General features: G+C 58.4%; 17 protein-coding genes and 2 pseudogenes. 9 read left to right on the plus strand and 10 right to left on the minus strand.

What is annotated here, in order from left to right:
- Positions 1–132: 132 nt before the first annotated feature.
- From ccoP to ccoN, 4 genes are read right to left on the minus strand one after another with little or no spacing between them, the layout of a single operon-like run.
- The gene (ccoP, locus tag WI754_RS28255) at positions 133–996 is read right to left on the minus strand and encodes a cytochrome-c oxidase, cbb3-type subunit III (RefSeq protein ID WP_341487273.1); all 864 of its coding nucleotides are present in this window, start codon (positions 994–996) and stop codon (positions 133–135) included.
- Position 997: 1 nt separating this feature from the next.
- Positions 998–1,147, minus strand: coding sequence for a cbb3-type cytochrome c oxidase subunit 3 (locus WI754_RS28260; protein WP_341487274.1), 150 nt, complete (start codon positions 1,145–1,147; stop codon positions 998–1,000).
- Positions 1,148–1,157: 10 nt separating this feature from the next.
- Complete coding sequence (gene ccoO, locus WI754_RS28265) at positions 1,158–1,889, minus strand: cytochrome-c oxidase, cbb3-type subunit II (protein WP_341487275.1); 732 nt, start codon at positions 1,887–1,889, stop codon at positions 1,158–1,160.
- 10 nt (positions 1,890–1,899) lie between these two features.
- Positions 1,900–3,510: a cytochrome-c oxidase, cbb3-type subunit I gene (ccoN, locus tag WI754_RS28270; RefSeq protein WP_341487276.1), complete on the minus strand. Its 1,611-nt coding sequence runs from the start codon at positions 3,508–3,510 to the stop codon at positions 1,900–1,902.
- A gap of 209 nt (positions 3,511–3,719) precedes the next feature.
- Here ccoN and WI754_RS28275 point away from each other — a divergent pair, with 209 nt between their 5' ends.
- Positions 3,720–4,172, plus strand: a complete 453-nt coding sequence (locus WI754_RS28275; protein WP_341487277.1) for a hemerythrin domain-containing protein — start codon at positions 3,720–3,722, stop codon at positions 4,170–4,172.
- Here the strand turns inward: WI754_RS28275 and WI754_RS28280 are convergent.
- On the minus strand, positions 4,150–4,878 hold the full coding sequence (locus WI754_RS28280) for a Crp/Fnr family transcriptional regulator (RefSeq protein ID WP_341487278.1): 729 nt from the start codon (positions 4,876–4,878) through the stop codon (positions 4,150–4,152). The genes WI754_RS28275 and WI754_RS28280 overlap by 23 nt on opposite strands.
- 143 nt (positions 4,879–5,021) lie before the next feature.
- On the opposite strand from WI754_RS28280, the gene hemN reads away from it, so the two are divergent.
- Together hemN and WI754_RS28290 are read left to right on the plus strand one after the other, a co-directional pair.
- On the plus strand, positions 5,022–6,371 hold the full coding sequence (hemN, locus tag WI754_RS28285) for an oxygen-independent coproporphyrinogen III oxidase (RefSeq protein ID WP_341487279.1): 1,350 nt from the start codon (positions 5,022–5,024) through the stop codon (positions 6,369–6,371).
- A 626-nt stretch (positions 6,372–6,997) separates the two neighbouring features.
- The gene (locus WI754_RS28290) at positions 6,998–8,740 is read left to right on the plus strand and encodes an adenylate/guanylate cyclase domain-containing protein (protein WP_341487280.1); all 1,743 of its coding nucleotides are present in this window, start codon (positions 6,998–7,000) and stop codon (positions 8,738–8,740) included.
- Between the two features lie 645 nt (positions 8,741–9,385).
- On the opposite strand, the gene WI754_RS28295 is transcribed toward WI754_RS28290, so the two are convergent.
- Both WI754_RS28295 and WI754_RS28300 read right to left on the minus strand, forming a co-directional pair.
- The gene (locus tag WI754_RS28295; protein WP_341487281.1) at positions 9,386–9,802 is read right to left on the minus strand and encodes a DUF5615 family PIN-like protein; all 417 of its coding nucleotides are present in this window, start codon (positions 9,800–9,802) and stop codon (positions 9,386–9,388) included.
- Positions 9,799–10,449: a DUF433 domain-containing protein gene (locus tag WI754_RS28300; RefSeq protein WP_341487282.1), complete on the minus strand. Its 651-nt coding sequence runs from the start codon at positions 10,447–10,449 to the stop codon at positions 9,799–9,801. The genes WI754_RS28295 and WI754_RS28300 overlap by 4 nt, the downstream gene beginning before the upstream one ends.
- A 133-nt stretch (positions 10,450–10,582) precedes the next feature.
- Here WI754_RS28300 and WI754_RS28305 point away from each other — a divergent pair.
- Positions 10,583–10,675: pseudogene (locus tag WI754_RS28305) on the plus strand (transposase); the annotation flags it as partial.
- Between the two features lie 59 nt (positions 10,676–10,734).
- A pseudogene (locus WI754_RS28310) lies at positions 10,735–11,617 on the plus strand (GSU2403 family nucleotidyltransferase fold protein).
- 282 nt (positions 11,618–11,899) lie between these two features.
- On the opposite strand, the gene WI754_RS28315 reads toward WI754_RS28310, so the two are convergent.
- Positions 11,900–12,058 carry a hypothetical protein gene (locus WI754_RS28315; protein WP_341487283.1) on the minus strand — a complete coding sequence of 53 codons (159 nt, stop codon included), beginning with the start codon at positions 12,056–12,058 and terminating at the stop codon, positions 11,900–11,902.
- A 406-nt stretch (positions 12,059–12,464) separates the two neighbouring features.
- Between WI754_RS28315 and WI754_RS28320 the strand changes: the two genes are divergently transcribed.
- The 4 genes from WI754_RS28320 to WI754_RS28335 all read left to right on the plus strand — a co-directional run bounded on the left by WI754_RS28320 (position 12,465) and on the right by WI754_RS28335 (position 16,664).
- Positions 12,465–12,590, plus strand: coding sequence for a hypothetical protein (locus tag WI754_RS28320; protein ID WP_341487284.1), 126 nt, complete (start codon positions 12,465–12,467; stop codon positions 12,588–12,590).
- A 364-nt stretch (positions 12,591–12,954) separates the two neighbouring features.
- Entirely contained in the window at positions 12,955–14,064 is a 1,110-nt protein-coding gene (locus WI754_RS28325; RefSeq protein ID WP_341487285.1) for a 2Fe-2S iron-sulfur cluster-binding protein, read from the plus strand.
- A gap of 48 nt (positions 14,065–14,112) precedes the next feature.
- The gene (gene hisC / locus WI754_RS28330; RefSeq protein WP_341487286.1) at positions 14,113–15,246 is read left to right on the plus strand and encodes a histidinol-phosphate transaminase; all 1,134 of its coding nucleotides are present in this window, start codon (positions 14,113–14,115) and stop codon (positions 15,244–15,246) included.
- Complete coding sequence (locus WI754_RS28335; RefSeq protein WP_341487287.1) at positions 15,243–16,664, plus strand: FAD-binding oxidoreductase; 1,422 nt, start codon at positions 15,243–15,245, stop codon at positions 16,662–16,664. The genes hisC and WI754_RS28335 overlap by 4 nt, the downstream gene beginning before the upstream one ends.
- Before the next feature lie 154 nt (positions 16,665–16,818).
- Here the strand turns inward: WI754_RS28335 and WI754_RS28340 are convergent, their stop codons facing one another.
- Both WI754_RS28340 and WI754_RS28345 read right to left on the minus strand, forming a co-directional pair.
- Positions 16,819–17,505, minus strand: a complete 687-nt coding sequence (locus tag WI754_RS28340) for an ABC transporter permease subunit (RefSeq protein WP_341487288.1) — start codon at positions 17,503–17,505, stop codon at positions 16,819–16,821.
- A gap of 4 nt (positions 17,506–17,509) precedes the next feature.
- Positions 17,510–18,217: an ABC transporter permease subunit gene (locus WI754_RS28345; protein ID WP_341487289.1), complete on the minus strand. Its 708-nt coding sequence runs from the start codon at positions 18,215–18,217 to the stop codon at positions 17,510–17,512.
- Positions 18,218–18,258: the final 41 nt, after the last annotated feature.

Raw genomic sequence — 18,258 nt, forward strand, 5'->3', positions numbered from 1 at the left:
GGGGCACCAGTTTCCAAATAAGAGTTTGCGTCACCGACGCTCGCCGAGTGGACGTCATCAACTGACACGCCCACCATGCGGACCCGATGTCCGGCGCGCCTTGATCAAAATCAAAGCGCGCCGGACAGTTCGTCACTCGCCACCCCCGAGCGAGTGGACGAAAACGGCAAGTTCCTTGATGGTCGTCTCGCCGAGGCGATCGCCCCATGCGGGCATGACGCCCATTTTCGGAGCCTTCACCTGCGCGGCAATCGCTGCCTCGCCCGAACCGTTCAACCAGATGGCATCGGTGAGGTCGGGCGCGCCGAGCTCGCGATTGCCCTTCGCCTTTTCGCCATGGCAGGCGGCGCAGTTTTCCGCGAAAATCGCCGCGCCCGGGGCGAGACTGCTCTGCTCGGCTACCGGACCGGAGAGGCTCGCGACGAAGGCGCTGACCTGCAGGATCTGTTGGCGGTCAAGGACATCCACGAAGGCGGGCATCACGGAATCGCGCGCTTGGCCGTCACTTGCAAAGCGGATGCCATGGTTGATCGTCTGCTGGATCGCATCCGGTTTGCCGCCCCACAGCCAGTCGTCATCGTTCAGGTTCGGATAGCCGGACGAGCCCTGCGCACCCGACCCATGGCACTGGACACAGTTCACCTTGAACGCGGCCCCCCCGGCGGAGACGGCGATCGCGCGCAGCGTCTCGTCGCCGAGGATGTCGTCGATCGTCTTGCCCTTGATCATGTCGACATAGGTGCCCTTAAGGGCATCCGCAGCGGCGATGTCCCGGGATACCTCGGCGCGGCTCGAATAGCCGAAAAGTCCTTTCGTCGAGGACGTGAGAAGCGGCCAGGCGGGATAGGCGATAGTATAGGCGAGCGCCCAGAAAATCGTCAGATAGAACGTCCAGAGCCACCAGCGCGGCAACGGATTGTTCAGCTCGCGTATGCCATCCCACTCATGTCCCGTGGTTGAAACGCCGGAAACCTTATCGATATGCTTGTCGGTCATGTCAGTCATCCTTCAGGGGGATGCGGGAGGCCTCGTCGCTGAGCGCCTTGCTGCCGGGGCGGAAGGCGAAGATCGAAGCGCCGATGAAGAACATGAGCATTGCAAGGAGGCCCCAACTGTCCGCAAATGTCCGCATTATGTGATAGTCCATTGCTGCCCCCTTAGCGGTCTCCGCCGGTTTCGACATAGGTTTTGAAATCGACGAGCGTGCCCAGCATTTGCAGATAGGCGATCAACGCGTCCATCTCTGTCAGCTGCTGCGGGTCGCCGTCGAAATCGCCGACCTTGGCTTTCGGGTAACGGGCTTCGAGCCCGGACGTGTCGGCGTTTGGATCAGCCTGCGCCCTGACATCCGCATCGGCATTGTCGATCATCTCCTGGGTGTAGGGCACAGTCACCGCAGCATTGGCTTTGAGATGCGAGGCCAGATCTTTGGCATCGAGTGGCGTGGTCTTCAGGAAGGCGTAGCTCGGCATGATCGATTCCGGCACAACGGCGCTCGGTTCGATCAGATGCTGGGCATGCCACTCGTTGGAGTAGCGGTCGCCGACACGGGCAAGATCCGGTCCGGTTCGCTTGGAACCCCACTGAAAGGGGTGATCGTACATGGACTCCGCCGCCAGGCTGTAGTGGCCGTAGCGTTCCACCTCGTCGCGAAAGGGCCGGATCATCTGGCTATGACAGACATAGCAGCCCTCGCGGACGTAGATGTTGCGTCCGGCAAGCTCCAGTGGCGAATAGGGCCGCATCCCCTCCGCCTTCTCGATGGTGTTCTGCAAGTAGAACAGCGGAGCTATCTCGACGATGCCGCCGATCGTGACGACCAGGAGAGAACCGACCAGAAGCAGGGTGGCGTTGCGTTCGATGATCGCGTGTTTGTCCATCAATGACATGGAAAGTCCCCTATTCTGCTGGCTGCATGACGGTAGGCGCACCGCCGATGGCCTCTTCGTCGCGTTGATAACCGAGGATCGTCATGGTCATGTTCCACGCCATGATCAGTGCTCCTAGTAGGTAGAGCCCGCCACCGAGAGCGCGGATCAGGTAGTAAGGATGCAGCGCTGCAACGCTTTCGACGAAGGAATAGACCAGGAAGCCCTGCTCATCGTGCTCGCGCCACATCAGCCCCTGCTGGATGCCGGCCACCCACATTACCGCCGCATAGATGACGATGCCGAGCGTGGCGCACCAGAAATGCCAGCTGACCATCCGCATCGAGTAGAGCCGCTCGCGGTTCCACAGCTTCGGCACCATGTAGTAGAGCGCGGCAAAGGCGATCAGTCCGTTCCAACCGAGCGCCCCGGAATGCACGTGGCCGATGGTCCAGTCGGTATAGTGGGAGAGCGAATTGACGGTCTTGATCGACATCATCGGCCCTTCGAAGGTCGACATGCCGTAGAAGGCGATGGCGGCGACCATCATGCGAATGATCGGGTCGGTGCGCAGCTTGTCCCAGGCGCCCGACAGCGTCATCAGGCCGTTGATCATCCCGCCCCAGGACGGCATCCACAGCATGATCGAGAACACCATGCCGAGTGTCTGCGCCCAGTCCGGCAGGGCGGTAAAGTGGAGATGGTGCGGCCCGGCCCAGATATAGAGGAAGATCAGCGCCCAGAAATGGATGATAGAGAGGCGGTAGGAATAGACCGGGCGGTTGGCCTGCTTAGGCACGAAATAATACATCATGCCGAGAAAGCCCGCGGTCAGGAAGAAGCCCACGGCATTGTGCCCGTACCACCATTGCGTCAGCGCATCCTGCACGCCGGAGAAAGCCGAATAGCTCTTGCTTCCGAGCAGCGAGACCGGCATCGACAGGTTGTTGACGACATGCAGCATTGCGACGGTGACGATGAACGACAGATAAAACCAGTTCGCCACATAGATATGCGGCTCTTTCCGTTTCAGGATCGTGCCGAGGAAAACCACCAGATAGGCAACCCAGACGACGGTGAGCCACAGGTCGACATACCATTCCGGTTCAGCATATTCGCGGCTTTCCGAAATGCCGAGCAAATAGCCGGTCGCTGCCATGACGATGAAGAGCTGGTAACCCCAGAAGACGAACCAGACGAGATCGCCGCCGAACAGGCGCGCCCTTGTCGTCCGCTGCACGACATAGAATGACGTCGTCAGCAGCGCGTTGCCGCAGAAGGCGAAGATCACCGCCGATGTGTGCAGCGGCCGCATCCGGCCGAAGTTGAACCATGGCTCGATGTTGAGATCGGGATAGGCAAGCTGCAACGCGACAACGACGCCGACGAGCAGTCCGACGACAGCCCACAACATGGTCGCAATGGCGCCGTAGCGGACTGGCTCATCCATGTAGGCAGATGGATTGACGACCGGCGCCGGTTTAAAATTCGTGCTCCGCAACAGCACGACGACCGATATCAGCAGCACGAAAAACAGGACCCACATGTGGCTGGCAAAAGCCGCGTCATAGGCGAATCCGGCGGCAAGCAGCGCCAGGAACGTGGCGGTGCTCAGACCGATGATGGCGGAACCGTGCTTCATTGAATTTTCCCCAAACGCATGTCTGGGGCCACATTTCTCGCATCGGGGGCAAAGACGCTTTGATCTATGTCAAGGCTAGTGCCGCGGATGTCCGCCAATGCTTCAACGACCAGAGCGGAGGAGGCAAGATGTCAATGAGAGGCGGGCGATACAGCCAGGGACCGCGGCACTACCGCGCACCTTTCCGACCGCTTCGAAACGATCAGAGAATGCGCCTGTCCCTCCAGGAAATGCTCTTGATGCATGAGCGAAAACTCACCCTGTGCAGCACGCTGGAGGGCATCGCCGATTCCTTGCCGGACCGAATTGAAAGGCTGACATGCCTGACGGTCGCCAATACGCTCCTGCCTCTCCTGAGCCGTGCTCACCATCTGGAGGAGGCGATCATTTTCCCCGCATACGATGCCCTGCCGGACGCAGCCAAGACGGCTGGGTCCACGCAGCGATTGCGGATCGAGCATGTCGAGGATGAGTGCTTCGCAGACGAACTGACCGAGATTCTGTTCAAGGTTGGGCATGATGGTGTGGTTGCGAATGCCGAAATGTTCGGCTTCATGCTGCGCGGTTTTTTCGAAGGCATGCGCCGGCATGTTGCTTTCGAGAGCGAGCATATAGCGCCGATCGTTCGCGGGGCGCTTGCTAAAGCCCAGCACGAAATCTGAGACGCTCGATATTTTCGACGGTTACACGCCGATTGTTCTCTATCTGGATGACTTTGTCCGCTTTGAGCTTAGTCAACTGCCGGCTGACTGTTTCAATGGTCAGACCGAGGAAATCCGCGATTTCGGTACGTGTCAGAGGCAATTCGAAGACGGCCGATCCAGAACGCGGATCGAACTCCGGATCGATATATGTCGCGATCAACAGCAGAAAGCTCGCGACCTTTTCGCCCGCAGTCTTGCGGCCGAGCGTCACCATCCAATCGCGCGCTTCATCCAGTTCCCGAAGCGTTTGCTCAAGCAACCGGTGTTCTAGAGCGGGCGACTTCCTCAGCATGCCTTCTATTGTGAGTCGTGGAAATGAACACAACGATACGTCGGTCGCGGCTTGCGCGGTGAGCGCGCTTTCTTGTTTGAAGGGGCGGCCAAGAAAATCGGGCGCAAATTGCAGGCCAACAATCTGTTCGCGCCCATCCGAGAGCGTCTTCGTCAACTTGACGACGCCGGAAAGGATGTTGGAGTAACCATCCACCGTTTCCATGTCGCCGATCAATTCCGCGCCGCTCGTCACACGACGCTTCGAAGAAGTTTTGGCAAGAGCGATCAACTGCTCCGGCTCAAGCGCGCCGCAGACACCCCGATGCCGGGCCTCGCAGGCCTGACAGAGGACTGGAATGCCTGCGCTGTGCACATCAAGCCGTTCGGTCATCAAATCACCATGTGGATCCTGATTGGCATTTGCGCGCAAAGAAAACGAAATACAATCGGCTAAACTGTCGCTGCGATTTGATTGAAATCAAGACCACCTCTCCTCTTTTCAGCGACATCACGGGGAAACAGGAGAGCGAACCGATGACAGTCTTCACACCGGACATCGTACTTGAAAATGTGCCTCGATACACGAGCTATCCCACGGCGCCTCATTTTCATGCGGGCGTCGGTCATGGTCAATTCGACTCTTGGCTGAGGGCGATAAAGCCCGGTCAAACCGTAAGTCTCTATATTCATATACCCTATTGCGACCAGCTGTGCTGGTTTTGCGCATGCACCACCAAGCACACCCAGCGCTATGATGTGGTCACGTCTTTCCTGACATACCTGCGAAGGGAGATCGAAACGGTCGGGCGGATCGTCAAGGGCAAGGCGAAGATTGGGGCCGTTCATTTCGGCGGTGGATCCCCGACCATGCTGCAGCCCGACGATCTCTTGGCATTGAAGACCGCGCTTGGCCGCGCCTTTGACATCCGGCCGGATGCAGACATCAGTGTTGAGATCGATCCGCGCGATATGGACGGCGCGCGTTTCCAGGCTCTGGCCTCGATGGGTATGACGCGCGCAAGCCTCGGCATACAGGATTTCGACGAAATGGTTCAGAAGGCGATCAACCGCCACCAAAGCTTCGAACTGACCAGAGCGGTGATCGACAGCGTCCGTATCCACGGAGTAAAGTCGGTGAACGTGGACCTGCTTTACGGACTCCCCTTCCAGACGGTTGACAGCGTCCGGTCGACCATAACTCAGACGCTTAGCCTGAAGCCCGACCGCATCGCGCTGTTCGGCTACGCGCACGTCCCGTGGTTGAAAAAGCATCAGACGATGATCAAGGATGAATGGCTGCCAGACGCCGGCGCCCGGTTTGGCCAGACTTCGGCGGCGCGCGAGATGATTCTGGCGGCGGGTTATGAGGAAATCGGCCTGGATCACTTCGCCCTGCCCGAGGACTCGCTGTCTCTCGTATCCGTCACGGGCAAGCTGCGTCGCAATTTTCAGGGTTACACCGATGATCCGTATACGACCCTGATCGGTCTTGGACCGTCGGCCATCAGCCAGTTTCCACAGGGTTACGTCCAGAACACGCCGACGACGGCCGCTTACCAGAGGGCGATAGCCGAATTTGGATTGGCATCGGCACGTGGCGTCCTTCTCAGCGATGACGACAGGATCAGAGGCTGGATTATTGAACAGCTGATGTGCAATTTTGGCTTTTCCCTATGGGAGCTTGTCAGGAACTTCGGAACCGCAGCGCGCGCCATCGCTACAGAGGCCGAGACAATGGCCGCAATGCATACCAGCGGGCTCTTCGAGTGGCGTGACGAGGGCTTCCGCGTAACGTCTATGGGAAAACCGCTCGTGCGGACGATTGCGGCCCGCTTTGACAAATACCTGTCAACAGGCAGGACAAAACACTCGTCAGCAATCTGAAGGTCAAACGTTTACAGCAGCCGTTGGCATAGCGGACGCGAACGAGTTGTTGTCGAGTCTTTGCGGCCTGCATCTTAATTGCTGATGCGTCGAAGGTCCGATCAGAAGTTCGTCACCGGTCACGGGTGACGGCGACTATGGACCAGCCCCACACTGCCAAAGCTTTGTCAGCTTGATCCAACGTCAAGTTTAACGCGACACGGCGTGTTCGACCGGAGCAAAATCTCCGACAGATCGGGCTCAATGTCGACCGATTTCCGTTTACGGAAAGAGGCGAGCAAAGGGCCATTTCGACACACAGCCGAAAGACCTTCAGCACCTCGCCGACCGCTTGGAGGGTCGTGATCCAGCCTGACCAATCTCGATACGAGGCTCTGTAGACACGGCTGACATTGAGATCGGAGAGGATACCTCCGAGCGGCTGGATGTCATTCCACCGGAGTTCAGGGTCATCGTCACCCACCGCTCTTGGGCGATCGCCGCCGGATGGCCGGAACGTGAGATCGAAGCCCCCATGCTGTGGAATTTTGCAAATGAACGGCCAGGGTTCATCGCTTGCGATAGACTTTTGAAATGGGCGTTAATACAATCGGGGGCACTGCGTTCTGTGAAAGGAGTCATGCAAAATGGCCGAAGAACGCGCCCAACGTCGTCTTGCCGCGATATTGGCTGCCGATGTGGTCGGCTACAGCCGACTCATCGAACTGAACGAGGCGAACACACTTGCAACATTGAAGGAGCGGCGAAGAGCCATTCTGGTACCCTTGGTAGCGCATCACCATGGACGCATTGTCAAAGTGATGGGTGACGGCGTGCTGGTCGAGTTCGCAAGCGCCGTTAACGCGGTCACCTGCGCGGTCGAGTTGCAGAACAGGATGGCAGAAGCCAACATCGGCCTGCCAGAGGATCAAAAGATCGTTCTGCGCGTCGGGATCAATTTGGGCGATGTGATCGTCGATGGCGGCGATCTCTACGGTGACGGCGTTAACGTGGCTGCCCGGCTGCAATCCTTCGCAGCGCCTGAAGACATCTGCGTCTCCGGCAGCGTCTACGAGCAGGTCAAGCGGAAGCTTGATTTCGGCTTTGACGAACTTGGCCCGCAAACGATGAAGAACATCGGCGAACCGGTGCTTGTCTATCGGGTATGGTCGCCGTCATCGACCATGCAGGAATATTGCGGGCCAGTCGAGAAGGCGGTGCTGCCGCTGCCCCTCAAGCCTTCAATTGCCGTTCTTCCGTTCACAAACATGAGCAACGATCCGGAGCAAGAGATATTTGTCGATGGGCTGACCGAAGACCTAATCACGGACCTGTCGAGGACCACTGGATTGTTCGTCATCGCCCGCAACTCGACCTTTGCCTACAAGGGTAGATCGGTGGACGCGCGCCGTATCGCTCGCGATCTTGGCGTGCGCTATCTCCTGGAGGGCAGCGCGCGACGGGCTGCGGGACGAGTACGCATCAATGTTCAGTTGATCGATGCAATCGGAGGGGACCACCTGTGGGCCGAACGATTTGACCGTGGCTTAGAGGATATCTTCGCCGTGCAGGATGAGGTGACAGGCAGGATTGTCGAGGCCTTGGTTGGCCGATTGACAGCTCAACCGGCGCGTAACAAACCGGCGAACTTGGAAGCTTATGAGCTCTGTGTACGCGCGCGGAGTCTGGGCCTTCAAACGGCACAGATCGCGCGGGAGGCGATTTTCTTGCTGGAGCGGGCAATCGGGCTCGATCCGGAATATGCCGAGGCGCATCGCTGGTTGGCGCTTAATCTGTGGTGTGGCTGGGAGTTTTGGGATGAGGCGATGGAGCCCAGCCGGGCAAGGGCAGAGGCAGAAGCGCAACGGGCCGTGGCGCTCGACCCCAACGACGCCGGGAACCGCTGGGTATTGGGCACCATTCTGGGACATGAACGCCGCCCAGCGGAATCGGACGCGGAATTCGATGCCGCCCTTAGACTTGATCCGAACTATGCCGACGCATGGGCGATGCGCTCGGATTTGATTACGCTGAACGGCCGACCAGCCGAAGCCGTCGAACACGTACGCAAGGCGCTCCGACTCAATCCGCACCCACCTGGTTGGTACTACTGGATGCTGGGGCAGGCGCAATATGCGCTTCACGATTACAAGTCCGCTGTCCAGACATTGCTCCGACCTGAAACCTATCGCACGACATCGCGCCGCATTCTCGCGGCGAGCCTGGCGCAACTCGGGCGTGTGGAGGAGGCGCGCCGGGAGGCAGAGATGTTTATGATGAGCAATCCGCATTTCACAATTCGGCATTGGGCGGCTTCGCAACCCTTCCGCGATGAAAACGTGCGGCGGCATTTTGTCGAGGGTTATCGCCTGGCAGGGTTACCAGAGTAAAACCGAAACAAGATGGGGTTGCCGCTGGAACTTTGTTGAGATCACGGCGCGGAAAAGCTTGCGCAGCTTGTTTTGGACGCGACCGAACGCAACACGTCTTTCAAGCGAGCTTGCACCGGCGTCTCCTGCGGTGGCAAGGGACCGATTGCTTCGATTTATGGCGACACGCGCGAGGGTCCTCGAGCGTGTTGATGACAGTTATGGGCGCATTCAGGATGTCTACTACCAGGCTATTGCTCTGATCGGACAATCGTCGGCGAAGCTTTCACCGGAAGATGCCGCGCGCTTGCCGGATCGGATCATGATCTGGCGCAGCAAAAGCGCCCATGGCTATATGGTCGATGTCCCCAACGCGGCCACGGCGCACTTGTCCGATGAGGCTCTCCGGCAGTGGGATATAGCGCTCGCCGCGATGGACCACCCCACAAGCGAGAGGAAGACGCGGAATGGCCCTGAGAGGGGATGGGCCGATTCCCGACGTACGCCAGGCGATTGCCAGGGGTCTGGCACGCCGTGTGACGGACCTTCATCCTTGACTTCATGCGGTGTGGGCGTATGGGAACCCGCAATGATTCAGCCAAAAGAGGAAAGGCTCTAAAACACGAAGCTCTGCGGGAGGAGGTGCATTGCTTCAATGGAATCCGCTCAATCTGCCGGCAGAAGATAGCGAAGCACATGTATTTCGTCTTGGTCAGTCATAGTGATTTCAAGCACTTGATTCACAAGATCGCTGTTCGTGGATAGCTCTAAGAGAGCCTCGTCGAACAAGTCTACCTGCATCGCCAGGTCCATTGTGTCAGGACCGTTCAAGCAGATCAGGCCAGCATGCAGAGCAACATCGGCATACTGGCCCTTTGATCCGGGGTTCGCAGCGGACCCGCGAAAATCAACTGAGTTCTTCGTTACGAAAGTCCAATCTCCGTCAAGGATGAGAGGCTTCAGTTCCCAGTCTTTCCATCCGCTTTTTCCGAGCCAAACGACATGAGACGATTCTCCGTAGCCTGCGGTCTGAGACATCGTTGCAAGTCGAGGGCTTAGGCACTCGTCAATCAGTAACTTCATACCGCTTTCCGGGGTCGCGGCACGCGGCGATCAGTAATAATTGTTGCGCCTTTCGGTAGGTCATTTACCGGCCTCGGTCTCCCACGCGACGGGTTCGCGTCGACATATATCTTCGCGAGATCCACCTGTTTTGCATTGAGGACCGGATAAGCCTCGAGAATGTCTTTAAGCGAATGGCCAGCATTGACCGAGGCAACTACGTCATGAACAGGAATGCGCGTGCCACGGATAACCGGGGCTCCCCCCAAAATATCGGGCGAGGAAACGACCATGGCGCGCGCGGCCTCAAGGGTGGCAAGACGCTCAACCATCTTTCGAACGAACGGAGCAAGGTCGATGGTCAGAAAGTCGTGGTGCATGGTCCAGTCTTTTTTCACCAACGAAGAAAAGGTCAATTCTCTCCATTCGTTCAGTCGAGGCTCCGCCCACCGAATGGTATTGAGGCGCTCGTTAGACGTGAGGCGCTCCGCGCTCTCGAAGTAGAATGAAATCAGGGTGCATGCAGATGCCAACACGTGGCGCCCATTGTCTGCCGAGAAAAAGGCTTCCGGCAGGATGCCCTCATCAATGACCCTATTTACGTCGCGAAGCGCGACGTGCGAGACGACTGCGGCTTCGGTCGTTTTCAACATCTCAGCAACTGGCATCTTCGGCTCCACAATAAATCTTCCGGCTTGTCGGAATATATATGTTTGAAGCGGGAAATTCAATGTCCCAAACAGTCCCCGGAAGAGGAGTCTGTGTGAAAAATCACGACAGCGCAGTCATAGGATGGCAAGTTTTAAACGTGGCCGAGATTTCGCTGCTTGGCTCGGGCTCGTCCCGCGACAGCATTCCTCGGGCGGCAAGGTGCGGCTGGAGCCCGTCTCGAAGGCGGACTTCGCGACCGTTATACTAACATTTCCGAATCTAGTATAACGGGCCTCGTCAGCATGAAACAGATTGAGCTCATCTACCGCACGATGACGGCCGAACTCGGCCAAAGGCTGCTCGATGCCGACTTTGCGGCTGAGTTCCCGGTCGATGGGCCGGTTTGTGCCGGTCACCGTGAAAGATCGCCGCTACTGGTATTTCGATCAGCCGACAGGTGAGGGCAAACAAGCCCGCCGCTATGTTGGTCCTGCCGACGATCAAGAAATTACCAAACGTGTCGAGACGTTCAAGGAAATCAAAGATCACGCCAAGGCTCGCCGGAAGCTCGTTGTGACACTTACCCGCGAGCAGGACTTCCGGCCCCTGAACGGTTCTCGGGCGATGTTGTCGAAGCTCTGGCCCACGCGGGCATCTTCCGGCTGCGGGCTTGCCTCGTCGGATCGGTCGCCTTTGCGGCTTACGGCGCTCTGCTCGGGGTCAGGTTGCCCGCATCGTCGATGATGACAGGGGACGCAGATTTTGCCCAGGATTACGCGATCAGTTCTGAAGTAGGGGATTCACTTCCCCCCATTATCGAAATCCTTCAAACGGTCGATCCCACATTCCGGCCGCTCCCGCATCGCTCGGGCTCCGCTCGATCTACAGCGTTTGCAAATCGCGACAGCTACAAGGTCGAATTTCTCACGGGCAATAGGGGAACTGATGACTACCTCGATAAACCGGCCGACATGCCAGCCTCGGGCGGTGCCTCGGCGGCTGTTCGAAGCGCTCGATGCCGCGAACCGGCTCAAAGACCTGGCTGACGCTCTGCAAGAGGCATGGGGTAGGAGCGAGGCATGGCGCTATGCCATTCAAGCCGGGATGGGCTATATGCCGCGGACAGAAAGGGCGGCAACCGCCGCCCTGTTCCGTGATCTCGGAATCAATCACGAGGTCCAGTAGATTTATGGATCGTGATCTCAATAGAACCAAAAGAAGAAGGCTTATCGTTCGGCGTCTGCTGCTCAACTATCTCTGGGAATTCAGCTTCCAATTCCGCTTTGCACTTGATCAGATACCCTCGCATTGTCTTGACGCTTCCCACGCATCATGTCGACACTATCGAGTATGCAGCGGCAGCTTTCCATGGTGCTCGATGTCGCTGTCGCCGCCGCAGTTCTGAGCGCGTCCCAGCATCTGCTGGCGGTGCGAGCCGCAAGCGACAAGGCCTTAATGGCCGCCCATTTACCGGTCGTCCGAAAGGTAGATGTTGCGAAGGATCACAGCGATCACCAAGGCGATTAGGGTGATTGCCAGTGCTAGAACCATGGCTTGCGTCTCGTCACCGATCGAGGGGTATAGGGCATAACCGCTTCCCAATGGTTGCAGCTTTTTAGTCTTCAAGATTTATACTAGATTGTCAAACGATGACGGCGTGATGGATCAGGACAACCTCTTTCAGGGCACAGGCCAACAGCGTGTGGCCAGAAAAGTACCCGTGCGACGGCGCCGAGGACCGCAAAACTCTGCTGGCGCTCGCGCTCGACAGGGAATCGAAACGTAGCTCCATTGTACTATTAGATCAACTAATTGATATACGTATATAAGTATATATTTATTGTTTATCTTGGGCTATACCAGACCGCAGAGGGTGCCTACTCTCATCCCCTCCCGGAATACCCCCGCCCCCGGATTACTTCCGTCCCAATACTAAATACGTTTCTCCCTCCTTGCCCGTGGCGTCGCCTCCGCGAGTACGTACGCGCGAAGAAGTTCTTCAAGGGCATTCTTTCGAACTCGAAGGCCGCCAATGGCTGACTACCTGCATAGACATTCGGAGTTTGCCAACCTGCTCCGCATCGTCGGCGACGAGATGGGCACTCTTCCGCCCTCGCCATCGCTGGAAACGCTCATTCTTTCAAAAGTCTGGCTTTAGATTTTCTAACAAAGAATGCAACAGTCGCCGGATTGTCAGCCGTGAGCGTGGCGTAAATAATCAACAATAATCAAACATAGGAGCGGGCAATGTTTCGCAAGGACGCTTGGTATGTCGCCGCTTGGCGCCATGAATGCGGTGGAGATCTCATTGCCCCTGTCGTCACGCCCAGCGTTGCAAATTCCGCCCGTGGTACATCCGAAGAACACCCGCTGGACCTCAAAGCAATGCATCAGGGATTGAACGACGAGTCTCGATCTCAAGATCGGCTTCGACGCACATCGTCACCGTCACACGGGCGATCCGATGGCTTACGAAACGAGTGTCGTACGCGCGCGCGGCTGACGAGTAAGGATACTTAGATATGTCGAATGCCTTGACCTCCCAGTCCTTCCCTTTTGAGGTGGTGGCAAAGGTGCGTGAAAGCTCAACCATCACGTCTTTCCACCTGGTACCCCTCGATAGGCACCATTGGCAGCATTTTGAGGCCGGACAATTTCTTACGATCCAGGTTCCGGACCCGTCTACCGGCGGATACGTCCTGCGAAACTATACCGTTTCTTCCGCACCGAGCGACGAGGGCATGTATCGCATCACCGTGAAGCGAGAAGCGGCTTTAGCACCCGGCACGCCCCAAGGACTGGCGTCATGCTGGTTACATGACGTGGTCGAGGAAGGCGCTATCGTCATTATCAATGGCCCGCGCGGCGGCTTCAAACTCGACATGGGCAGCAAGCGGCCCGTCATTCTCTTGTCCGGCGGGGTCGGCATAACGCCGACCATCTCGATGCTCAAGGTGCTTGCCAACGAAAGCGAGCGCCCGGTGTGGTTCATCCACGCCTGCGACTCCGGTGCGGTGCACGCGCTCGAGAAGGAGGTCGAGACCCTGGCCGCCCGTAGGGCCGGCATCCACGTTCACTATTGCTACCGTTTTCCGAGCGGCGATGACGTGGAACGGGCGCGGTTTCATTCTGCCGGTTTCATTTCCCGAGAAACCGTACAGAAGCTGCTGCCGCTCGACGACTATCAAGTCTACATGTGCGGACCGCCACCCTTCATGCAGGCGATGTACAGCTTGCTGACGAGCCTTGGCGTCGGCAAGAAAAACATCGCATACGAGTTCTTCGGGCCTGCAAGCCTGCTGTCGCAAGCCGGGCATGGCGACGTTTCCGGCGTCGCTGCGCCGCCGCCCACACCGATCGTCGATCAATCCGATAACGGAATTCACCTTGTCCTCCAAAAGTCAGACCGCAGGTTTGCGTGGGACGGTTCTTCGGAATCGATCCTGAGCTTCCTTGAGGCGCAAGGCGTGGAACCGCCATTCTCCTGCCGGGCGGGGGTATGCGGCAGCTGCGTCCAGGACCTGGTATCGGGCGATGTCGAATATAGCGAGGAGCCGCTCGACGACATACCGCCCGGCCGGGTTCTTCTCTGCTGCTCCCGGCCCACGACCTCGATCGCGCTCAATCTCTGAGCCGAACACAAAATCTTCCAGACAAACATTGCCGAAAAGGAGGCGATCATGGCCGATTTTCCGAACGCTGGCGTGCGGCTCAATCCTCACGTCGCTGGACTGCCGCCCTACAATGCGGGAATGAATATCGATGTGGCGCGCCGGCGCTGCGGCTTTGAGAACGTCGCCGCCCTTGCAAGCAACGAAAACCCGCACGGGTGTTCGCCCAAGGTAAAGGCGGCCTTGGCACAACTGAACCCATCCCGCTATTCCGATCCGGCTTGCGCGGCCCTGCGCAAGGCGCTCGGCTCGAAGCTCGATGTGGCTCCAGAACGGATCGTGATCGGCAACGGCTCGGAAGAAATGATCGCTGCGATTTGCCGCGCTGTCCTGCGCCCATTTTCCACCGTCGTCACCGTGGTGCCGGGTTTCGGTCTGCACGAGATCGAGCCGCGCGCCAACGGCGCAAAGATCGTCAAGGTAGCAATGACCAGGGACCTTGAGTTCGATCTGGATGCGTTGATCCTAGCCGTTCGCAAGAAACCTTCGATCATTTTTCTGTCGTCGCCTTCCAACCCGGTCGGCCCGGCGCTCGATGGTGACGGCCTTGCGCGCCTGATCGCCGCGGTCCCGAGCGAAACCCTGCTGGTATTGGACGAGGCCTATTTTGAGTTTTCCGACGAGGAAACGCCGGACGGCATCAAGGCCCTGGCGGACACCGGGATTTCCTATGTCGTGCTTCGAACGTTTTCGAAAGCCTATGGCCTCGCCGGGCTACGCGTCGGTTATGCGGTGACATCCGACGAACGGCTGGCGCAGGCAATGTCATCGGCAAAGACGCCGTTCAACGTCAACGCCGCAGCACAGCTTGCGGCGGTGGCGGCACTCGAGGATGAGACCTGGATGCGGCAATCGGTGGCCGCAGTGAAAGCCGAACGCGACCGGATGGCGCGCCGGATTGCGTCTCTCGGCCTGTTCGCTCCGAAATCGCAGACAAACTTCCTCTTCATCGACGTCGGCTATGACAGCATGGCTGCATTCGATCACTTCCTTTCGCATGGCATCGTCGTCAAACCCTGGAAAGAGCCGGGGTTCGAGTCTTTTGTCCGGGTGACGGTCGGCCTGTCCGCCGAGAATGATCGCTTTCTTGATGCCTTGACGCTCCTCATTGGCGAACATGCCGCAGCGAGAACCGGCCGATGAGCGCGGCACCAGCCGAACCGTCGACTGACCTGTCCACCGTCTTTCTCGATAGAATCCGTGCGATCGTCGGTGCCTCCAACCTGAAGGAAGGCCAGGCCATCGCCAATCTGGACTATGGCGTCGCTGCCGGGAATTTCGGCGCGACCGCTGTCGTCCTTCCTGCTTCGACGGAAGAAGTCGCGGCAATCGTTAATGCCGGGACCAAATATGGCGTCTCCATCGTCACCCATGGCGGACGCACCGGACTGGTCGGAGGCGGGCTGTCCTCGCCCGGTCAACTGGTGCTCTCCACTGCGCGGCTGAACCGCATTGTCGGGCTTTCCTCGATCGAGCGCGTCGCCGTTGTCGAGGCTGGCGTGACGCTACAGTCGTTGCAGGCAGCAGCCGCTGAACACCGGCTCGAGCCGGGGATCGATCTGCCGTCACGCGGTTCGGCGACAATTGGCGGCATGGTGTCGACAAATGCCGGCGGCATAACAGCATTTCGCCACGGCGTCATGCGCCACCGCGTTCTCGGGATGGAAATTGTGCTGCCGGATGGTTCTGTTTATTCCGACCTTACACGCGTGGCGAAGAATTCAGCCGGATACGATCTCAAACACCTCTTCATCGGCGCGGAGGGAACGCTTGGCGTCGTCACGCGTATCGCCGTCAAGCTGGAACCGATGCCAGCGGCGACGGCGACCGTGATTTTCGGCCTGCCGTCGGTGGAAGCTGCGCTCGACATCACGCGTTTGGGCTTTGACGTGCGTTTTGGTCACTTGCGTGCCGCCGAAGCAATCTGGAATTCCTACTTCCAGCTGACGGCAGGCCACCATCGATGGTGGGCGGCCGATTATGATCCGAACCACCCGATCAACCTGCTGATTTCACTCGGCGGCGCCGGCGAGGAACAGCTGCAGGCAGAGCTGGAGCGTATCTACGAACTGGTGATTGAGAAATATCCTGAGATCTCGGCAGTGGTCGCGACCACCCAAGCGCAGGAAGAAGAGCTCTGGCGGTTGCGGGAGGATACTGATCTCATCTATCGCAAGCACCCGGCCGCCCCCTCCTACGATGTATCGGTGCCGCTTTCGGAAATCGACGCTTATGTGAGCCGCTGCTTGGTCGAACTCAATTCCATTGCCCCCCGGCTCGATCCGTACATCTTCGGTCATCTCGCGGACGGCAACCTGCATATCGTGCTAAATGCCGCGAGCGCCGAGATGACACCGGAAGAAACGGCCGCGGTCGAAACAGTCCTCTACCGCGATCTCGCCGCCGTCGGCGGTTCCTTCTCGGCCGAGCACGGAATTGGCTCGAAGCGGGTCCACTCCCTCCGCGACACGGCAAATCCGGTGAAGCTCGCGCTGATGAAACGGATCAAGGGCACAGTCGACGCGGCGGATCTTCTTAACCCCGGCAAAGTGATCGAGTAAACCGAACGATCCAAACATCAAGGCGCCGCGCTCCGCGATCCGGGAACGCGGCGTTTGGACTGCCCGTCCTACTCTCCCAAGAATGCCCGCCTTCTTCGCCACCCGGTTCGCGCCGACCGGCCAGCCGTCGCACAAAGCGGGCGTGGACTGCGCGTCAACGCCCCTCGTGCCGCATCAAATGGCGCTCAGTCATCCTGACGAGGCCGATGAGGATGAGGTTGATGACAAGGTAAAGTGCCCCGGCGATCGCAAAAACCTCGAAGATGGCATAGGTCTGGCTCATCAGCCGCTTGGTATAGCCAGTGATCTCCAGAACAGTAATCGTCGAGGCGAGGCTCGTTCCTTTCACGACAAGAACGAGTTCATTGCCGTAAGCCGGGAGCGCCTGACGGATTGCGAGCGGAAATTCGATGCGCCGGAAACGCAGGAACGGCGACATGCCGCCGGCCTTGGCTGCTTCGCGCAAACCGGCGGGGATCGACATCAGTCCGCCACGCAGGATTTCGGACGTGTAGGCAGCAGTATTCAGCGCGATCGCCATCACCGCGCACCGGGTGCCGTCGCTGATAACCCACCAAATGGCTGCGTTGTTTCTGACAAACGGCAGCTGGCCTAGCCCGTAGTAGAACAGGAACAGTTGCACCAGCAGCGGCGTGCCTCGAAATGCCAAGCTGTAGTATTTGGCGAAGCCCGCAACAAACCGGCTCTCGGAAAGCCGAATCAATGCAAGGCCAAGGCCAAGGTTGAACCCGAGCAGGACTGAAAGTCCGGTAAGAAGGGCCGTCATCCAAAGCCCCTTGAGGAGCACCGGAACCGCATGTTGGATAAGTTCAAGATCCATCGGCTTATTTCCTTGCCCGGAGTTTCAACAGGCGTTCAACTGCGTCGAACCCGGTTTGGCTGACGAGCGTAATGACCAGGTAGACCACTGCCGCGATCAGAAAGAAGATAAACGGATGCCGGGTACTGCCGGCCCCGACGAATGCGGCGCGCATCAGTTCCTGCAGGCCGACCACAGACACCAGAGCGGTGTCCTTGATCGTCGTTTGCCACACATTGTTCATGCCCGGGATTGCGATCCTCAGCATCTGCGGCGCAATGATCCGGAGGAAAATGCGGCGAGCGGGCAGACCTAGAGCGCGTGCCGCTTCGAGGTGGCCGGCCGGGATCGATGCCAACGCTCCGCGCACCACTTCGGTCGAATAGGCGCCCGATATCGTGCCGATCGCCACCACCGCGATGACGAAAGCATAGCCGCTTTCGGCCAGCCCGGCATAACCGAATGCCGTCGCTACCTTTGTCACGAATTCGACGGAGGAAAAGAACAAGAGGTAGATGATCAGGAGCTCCGGTACCCCCCGCACAAGAGACGTGTAGGCATCGACGACAAGCGTCAGAGGAAATATCCTGGCCCATTTTACGAGGCCGCAGATAACCCCGATAACTGCGCCGGCCAGCATGCTGACTGCTCCAACGGCCACAGTTATTGTCGCACCGAGCAAAATAGCCCTGATCCAACCGTCCTGCCAAACCTGCAATAGACCAAATTCCATCAGATCTGCCCGTGTGTGTTGCTGCATATGCGCCAGATCGG

It is taken from the genome of Pararhizobium sp. A13 (genome assembly GCF_040126305.1).
Classification (GTDB): domain Bacteria; phylum Pseudomonadota; class Alphaproteobacteria; order Rhizobiales; family Rhizobiaceae; genus Pararhizobium.